The sequence below is a fragment of the Heyndrickxia sporothermodurans genome, from assembly GCF_003055045.1.
GTDB classification, from domain to species: domain Bacteria; phylum Bacillota; class Bacilli; order Bacillales; family Bacillaceae_C; genus Heyndrickxia; species Heyndrickxia sporothermodurans.
Genome location: NZ_NAZB01000072.1, coordinates 1 through 7,284, shown reverse-complemented (window position 1 = coordinate 7,284; position 7,284 = coordinate 1). Strand labels below are relative to the sequence as shown.

7 protein-coding genes and 4 pseudogenes are annotated in these 7,284 nt (G+C 35.9%); all 11 read right to left on the bottom strand.

All coding sequences use genetic code 11. The features are described from left to right. Positions 1 to 216 precede the first annotated feature (216 nt). Positions 217 to 669, bottom strand: coding sequence for an SMI1/KNR4 family protein (locus tag B5V89_RS18735; RefSeq protein WP_108073463.1), 453 nt, complete (start codon positions 667 to 669; stop codon positions 217 to 219). Between the two features lie 2 nt (positions 670 to 671). Then, positions 672 to 767 (bottom strand): HNH/ENDO VII family nuclease, encoded by a 96-nt coding sequence (locus tag B5V89_RS20780; protein WP_213083818.1) that lies wholly within the window; start codon positions 765 to 767, stop codon positions 672 to 674. 198 nt (positions 768 to 965) lie between these two features. Continuing rightward, positions 966 to 1,406, bottom strand: coding sequence for an SMI1/KNR4 family protein (locus B5V89_RS18725; RefSeq protein ID WP_108073461.1), 441 nt, complete (start codon positions 1,404 to 1,406; stop codon positions 966 to 968). Between the two features lie 5 nt (positions 1,407 to 1,411). Beyond that, positions 1,412 to 1,846: pseudogene (locus B5V89_RS20775) on the bottom strand (WXG100 family type VII secretion target); the annotation flags it as partial. 55 nt (positions 1,847 to 1,901) lie between these two features. Then, positions 1,902 to 2,491, bottom strand: a pseudogene (locus B5V89_RS18715) (transposase); the annotation flags it as partial. A gap of 214 nt (positions 2,492 to 2,705) precedes the next feature. Continuing rightward, on the bottom strand, positions 2,706 to 3,170 hold the full coding sequence (locus B5V89_RS18710) for a hypothetical protein (protein WP_108073460.1): 465 nt from the start codon (positions 3,168 to 3,170) through the stop codon (positions 2,706 to 2,708). Between the two features lie 2 nt (positions 3,171 to 3,172). Continuing rightward, positions 3,173 to 3,802: a hypothetical protein gene (locus B5V89_RS20525; protein WP_244913542.1), complete on the bottom strand. Its 630-nt coding sequence runs from the start codon at positions 3,800 to 3,802 to the stop codon at positions 3,173 to 3,175. Beyond that, positions 3,759 to 4,718 (bottom strand): annotated as a pseudogene (locus B5V89_RS18700) (T7SS effector LXG polymorphic toxin); the annotation flags it as partial. The gene B5V89_RS20525 and the pseudogene B5V89_RS18700, both read right to left, overlap by 44 nt. Positions 4,719 to 4,746: 28 nt before the next feature. Further along, positions 4,747 to 5,097, bottom strand: a pseudogene (locus tag B5V89_RS20520) (recombinase family protein); the annotation flags it as partial. Between the two features lie 874 nt (positions 5,098 to 5,971). Further along, positions 5,972 to 6,400: an SMI1/KNR4 family protein gene (locus B5V89_RS18690; RefSeq protein WP_094910184.1), complete on the bottom strand. Its 429-nt coding sequence runs from the start codon at positions 6,398 to 6,400 to the stop codon at positions 5,972 to 5,974. Position 6,401: 1 nt separating this feature from the next. Continuing rightward, on the bottom strand, positions 6,402 to 7,284 hold an 883-nt coding region (locus B5V89_RS20515), incomplete at its 5' end, for an HNH/ENDO VII family nuclease (protein ID WP_244913541.1).

Sequence of the window (7,284 nt, the reverse complement as noted above, 5' to 3'; positions counted from 1 at the left end):
AAACGTATGCAGAAGCCTATGAATCAGTCGCAGAGTTTATGGTGTATTATAACGAAAGTCGCATGCATTCTAGTATTTTAGACTTATCGCCAAATGAGTTTTATGAAAAGCAACAATGTGAAAACGTGAAAATCAAAGAGGTACGGGTTTAATCGCCCCTTCCATTTTTTTCTTCCTTTTGTCCCAAAAATTATTTCAGCCATTTCTGGAATGGAATCAAGGGCGACGATAGTCGGGCGTAGCCTTTACCCTTGAAGGAATGGAAGCAATGGCTATGATCTCAAAAGGACAAAAGGAAACGAAAAAGAATGTAGTTTTAAGATAAAGTGAGATTAAGAGAAATACTGTCCAAAATTCGGGGGTTAATCCGTAAATAGCCAATAGGTTAATAGGAAGATTAATTTCCTTTCTTTCTGTTAAAGTATACCAAATTGCATCGGGTACAGAAGAATTTTCAAAATCAGGACTAATAATTCCATAAATCTCTTGAGCGCCAAAGTTGCCTGCACCAAATGTCTGTAAAAAATCTAAGTATTGACCAGTAAACCTTAATCCTAACTTTTCTTCAGCCAAATTTATTAATTCAGCTGTACAACCTCCTACAAAGTCGGCAATATCATCATTATTCAATATTATTTGTTTTGCTTCTTTATAGGCATCAATACTCATTTTTATCCCCCATTTTCTAATATAAAATCCTTGGCTCTATTTTTCCAGTATTCACTTCTCGATTTATTAAATTCAGTTCTATTTATCCCTTTAGGTATAGTGTTGGATTGATATGAATTATCGAACTATTCTCTTTATGAAACGTCTGTGTAGCCTCTGCCTATCGAACTTATATCTCAATAAAAAACACCTGATGCCCAATCGCATCAAGTGCTATATTTTAATTAGCCAACAATATTATTTGTTTAATTAGTATCATCACTCATAGTTTGTTACTTATTTGTTAAAGACCCAAATTAGTAATCAACCATATCCATAAAGTATTCAGCATCCTCATCAATATTTCTAATAAATTCCTCCAATGAATCAGCTATTTGAGTTTCAAAAAAATATACAGGAGTTTGTTTAGAAGCATTTAAATCAAGCGTTAAATATACCCCCTCGTTTACTTCAAAAAATACTAATTTATCATCTTCATCATATAATCCTTCTAAATCTGGATCAAACTCGTAAATACCTTCTCTCAATGTAATATCAGCTATGGTATCCGGATCCATTATTCTATTTATTGTATTCCCATTGCCTCCTTTTATAAAGCCATAGCCTACTTCTAAGTAAAAATCCCTAAGTTCTTTAGGTAACGTAAACCCAAGTCTCTCTTCTGCAATTAGCAATTCGTTTTCTTGCAGTTTAATAAATTTATGTTTTCCGTTTTTCACAAAATCAAATGTAGCCATTAAAACTACCTCCTTGGAAATAACTTATTTGATGGCGAACCTTTACCATGAATCCCTGCCTGGTGTTCATCAGGAAATTTAGTAGGATGTATATTCCACCATTCTTGAGGACCACCAAAATTATTTTCTATTATATGATGCGCATCATAGGGTTGGCCTATATCCCTTATTAATCTACCTTTTTTATCATAAATTTCCTCAGTATATCTTGGCTATATTTGTCCTGTGTTTTCTTCCCATTCACTAATCAATTTATTTTTTACACTATTGAATTTATTTCTGTGTTTTAAAGTTTCCAATGGTGTCATTTTTTCATACTTATATACCCTTAAAGCATCCTTTAATTTTTCAATTTGCGTTTTATGAAATTTTAAACCTGTTTTTGACTCAACATCTCTGATATACTCTTTAGCTAAATCGTAATCAATTTTCACTGTACCCTATGTTGTAATCTTAAAAGCTATAAATAAAAAAGTCAGCCATTTTGCCACCCTATTAAACTACTTCTTTCTCCTGCACTATCGGTAATTTATAGGCTGTTTTATGCTTCATCATTCCATAAACAATGTTCACAAGCCTTCTCATTATGCAAACCAATGCTTGTCCCTTTGTTTTGCCTTCTTTCAGTTTTCGTTGGTAATAAGCATGGAAAACTGGATTCCTCGGCAGTTTACTTCCATTTGCTACTTGCACTTGCTGGACTGCTAAATTGTAAAATAAAGCGTGCAGCTCCCGATTTTCCTGTTTGCTTTTTTGTTCCTTGTCTTTCCCACCGAACCTAAAGTAAACAGGCGCAAATCGTGCTAATTTGTTGGCATTTGGAAAACGTCTAACTTCACCAATCTCCGCAATTAAAGCGGAAGCTGTCACAAAGTCAATGCCTGGCATGGAGTCTAGTTGAAAGTCTAGTAAACTCATTAACTGTTTTAATTCTCTTTCCACGTAGCGCATTTCCTGCTTTTTAAATAAAATGTCTCGGACGGACGATGCTTCTCACAAGAAAGTCTCTTGTTTCTTGATGTTTTAGTTGTATTCCCATCTTCGTTCACTAGTTTAAATATTTCATTCGCTTTTTTCACTGAACAAATCGCCCATTTCTCGTACTTTTCTTATTATTCCTATATAAAATAAAACTCCATGATGGCATTACCTTCATGGAGTCTCTATTTTAAAACGTATCATTGTTCCTTTTGTCCAACTCAAAAATTTCAATTGTATTTCAGTTCACTTGCTTTATGTGCATATACGTAACAACCTTTCATATAACTAGTTTAGGCACTCGAGAGTGCTCTAAACACTTTACCTTTCCTCTCTACACAAATGAATGTAATGACCAAATTCAGGAAATACATCCCAGTTTCTTTCAAGGGTATCGCTAGTTTCGCGCTCCTCGACTGAACCGGTCTTTAAATCTCTTTTTTCCATTGCTATATAGCCATCTTCTCGGAAGCCCAAAATCAAGCTACTTACTTCCGTGTCAGTTTCATCATCATATTCCCAATACATGGCTGTTCTTAAAAAAATCTTACCATCACTCATAACTTCAAAATCATAATTTAAATACTTACGCATCAGGTCATCATAAAACCCCACCGAAACCCATTCATTTGTAACATTTACAATATACTTAGGTTTCTCATCCTCTAATAATACCGCCGTATATGGTTCATGTTTTTGATGGTATATGTAAGCAGTACGGTCATCAAGAATGTTCCAAGGCTTCTTTTTGATATCCGACCATTCGTCACAATAATAAACTTTCATAGTCAATTATACACCTTCCCCTTAATATCCCTAATAATAATCCTGTTTTTTGTTGCCTCATCAAGAATTGTTTGCGGAATTGGTTTATTTTGAACTGGTACTTCTAATATTAATTCACCTTTAAGTCGCCCTCCTTTGAGAGCATTAGGATTAAAAGTACCATTTGATATTTTAGAACCCGAAGAATATTTTATTGTGATTTCATTTAAGTAACTCTTAGCTGTCTTTTCTTGCACTTCACTAAGTTGAGTAAATTTTCTCGATACGATTTCCTTATTGGGTGCATATGAGTCAACTACGTACTTTTTACCCCCTACTTCTTTTGCTTCCAACTCTACCTCATTATAAGGGTAACGAGGACGATTTTCCTTATTAAAATTATTACCTGCTTCCCATCGCTCTTTTAGCCAATCTGGTACAGATTTCTTTTTAGGTGTAGCTTCACCCGTACCCTTAGTACCATCACCAAACGCTTTCCTCGCCGCTAGCTGAATCTGATCCTCCAAATGATTCATCACATTATAAGGAACGGGTCCAGCAGTAACGGTACCCATAGATGGAGTAAACCCCTCAACCTTGGTCGTTATTCTACCAAGGTTCCCCACTACCTGCTTTACTGATCCCTTTATCACCTAAAACTCCAATTCCTAAAGTGGTAAAAAGGTAAGTAAAATTTTTACTCCTACTTTCCGCATCTCCGTTGATGACATCTCGAACAAATCCATCTTTTATAGCCTTCACCATATATTTGCCCGTATCAACAGCTCTTCCGAATACAGCTTTTGAATCAAGGTAAAGTTCGGTTCCGATTAAGGCGGCTTTCAATAGAAGGTCGGGGCTTGAGGTGGGACCTAGATATTTTTCAGCCAATTTGTAAAGGCCTTTCCAGCCCTCAATGGTATCTCCTACTGCTTTGCCTGACCCTACATATATTCCTTTCAGGATTTTATCAATGGTTGGCTCGATAATTCCTTTTGCGCCATCTTTCACTTCCTTGGGAATGTCGGTAACTACCTCATAATATACATCTGAGTCTTTCCCGATTTTTTGATATTCCATGACGATAAGTCCGTCTGGATATACTTGGTATTTGATACTTTTGTAGTTTCCGTAGGCTTCCCTATGAATCGTTTGAATGGGAGTCATGTTTCCTTTTTGTACGAATTCACCTAGTAGACTCCGATATGCTTCTTCCCTCATTAATTTCTGAGGTGTAAAGTTGGTGATGATTTGCTTGTTTCCCTTAAGTTTGGAATCCATTTGTTCGATAAATCGGGACATTGTTTGAATATCTTTGCGAACGGAATCCAGTGATCGTGTTGCTTGTTGGTCAAAGGAATGCAGTTGATGAAGCGTCGTCTTCACCTTTTCTTTTGCTCGCTTGATTTGATGCATTGTTTCGTCGTCTTGTAATTTCGGCAAGTGGACAATATCACTGACTTTCTGCATGAGGCGATTGCCCTCGTCCGTTAGTGAACTTGTTACACTTTCAATCTTTTTTAAGCCATATTCTAAATTGTAATCAAGAAAAACTTCGTTTATCAACCCATTTTCATCGGGTTACTGTCCATGCAATGAATGATGGCTGTTCAATGCTTTTAATATCACAGCCATATTTCTTCAGCTCTCGTTGTATCAGTACCTTCACACTATCTTACCGCCAGAATCAGCTTGTGTTCAGCACCACCAAATAATCAATTTAGAAAGAAGAAAGGTGAGCCAACATTTCCTGTAAGCCCACCCTATCAATTTCTAATGCTTCTTCATTCAGTTTTGCGCCACTAATTCCTTCATCTCTAAAAATATGAATCAAGTTTAAGCCTTTTTCCTTACGATATGCTTTGATTTCATCTTCTTGATATTTCAAGCTATATCCATCTCTTGTCTGCCCTTGAGTTGAGACTCGTATATACCCAACAACGTTCAACTTTTCACCCCCGTTACATAAATTATAATTTTCTTAACGCTTATTAAACGAATAGCGAGTATTATACGACCGTCTTTAGTTAAAATACAACCCAAAATTTATATGCCAAAGGCAGTAAAAGAACGTCCTTTAACGTTACCTCTTGTTTATCGCTACGAGCTTTGTCAATCTCGTTAGTTTGTCAGCCACTCCTTATCATAACTACCCCTGCCATGTAAAATGTCATCTTGCCCATTTGTCTTTCTTATTCAGTTCCGCAAAGTATCAAACCGAAACTCCTTGATGGTACAACCATCATGAGCTTTCGATTTTCAATTAAATCATTTTCTTTTTACTCACTCTAAAATCCCCACTTTCTTTTTATTCACTAGATTTATGTATCTATGTCGTTACCATCCTTAGCATTACGAGCTTTGTCATTGTCTTTAGTTTGTGGGTTTTGCAGTATCATAAGTCTTCCTGCCACTTACAATGTCATCTCGCCTATTTATCGTACTTCTCTCAAAATCCAAATATAAAATCAATACTCCATGATGGTACTACCTTCATGAGCTCTGAATTTCATTTAAGCATTGTTTATGTTGCTCACACATCTTTCCTTTTTGTTACTAAGTTTATGTGTTTGTATGTTGCCACCATTAGCTTTACTTGCTTTGTCATTCTCGTGTGCAAATATAAACCAATTAGTAAGTGTGGTTGTATTTTTTATATGTCACTGCAACCAATCTCGTAAGTTTGCTAACCATCATGAGTTTTTGATTCAAAAGTGATATTGTTTTAACCATAAAGTTCTTAAAGTCAAAAAACCTTGAAGGCATATTAAACCAATCAAGGTTTTAAGTTTCTCTCTGAATTAACTTTTATTGGACCATAATTAACAATTAAAATATGCCTTCAAGAAATCAAAAAACGATGACCAACTTTCCTTTAATTCACCTTTAATAAGTAGTTCATCTCCACCCTCAAAATTAACTATATAAACTTTATCTGTTACAGTATCCAGTACTAATACAGCATTTGCTGACATTTCACTTAAAACCAGATATTGCTTCGGAAAACCATGTTCTTTTCTAGAAATGAGTGTGTATGATTCAATATTGTTTTCTTCATCTGCTATATCTAGTAATTCAAAGGGTACATGCTCTTCCCAAAAAGGTCCTGCATACTGGATATAAAATTCTTGGAAAGTATCCGATGCGTTTACACCTAGCCTTATTAAAGCATCCTGTACTAGATTGCTATCTTCACGTTTATATATTTCTTCTCCTAGAACTTCATCTAGTCTCTCAGGCAATATGCTCATATTATCTTCCTCCTAAAGCTTCTTCTCCTCGTATTTTCCAATAATTAATAGAATCTACTTTTTGAAACGCTCCTCTAGTTGTCTCATCCATTGGATAAAATGGGTTTAACTTTCCTTTATAAGGATGTAGTGGAGCTCTTTTAGCATTAGCGATATTATGGTACCTTGTTGAAGCTTCATATAATGGTCCAACACCTTTTTGTTGTGAATGATGCAATGTTGCAACACTACCTGCTTCATCAAGAATAGGGGCAAGTCCGTATTTCGCAGATGCTTCAGCATTTGTTAGCCCGCGACCTTTTTTAGCACCTTTTGTTCGGACCATATCCCAATTAATATCTCCTCTTTGATATACTTTATAAGTAAATCCTGTGCCATCTTTACCTGCATTATACTCTACACTTCTAGTAAAATATTTATTATTTTTATAGTCCTTTAGATGTTGATAAGTTTCTTTACCCGTACCCTTAGTACCATCCCCAAACGCTTTCCTCGCCGCCAGCTGAATATGATCCTCCAGACGATTCATAACATTATAAGGAATAGGTCCAGCATTTACAGTTGCCAAAGATGGGCTCAGGCTCTCAACTTTTGTTGTTATTCCGCTAAATCCGCCAACTTTTGTACCTACTTTACCAATTTTGCTGACCCCTTTATCACCTAAAATACCGATTCCTAAAGTCGTAAAGAGGTAAGTAAAATATTTACTCCTACTTTCCGCATCTCCGTTGATGACATCTCGAACAAATCCATCTTTTATAGCCTTCACCATATATTTGCCCGTATCAACAGCTCTTCCGAATACAGCTTTTGAATCAAGGTAAAGTTCGGTTCCGATTAAGCCGGCTTTCAGTAGTAAGTCCGGGCTCGGGGTTGGGCCTAAG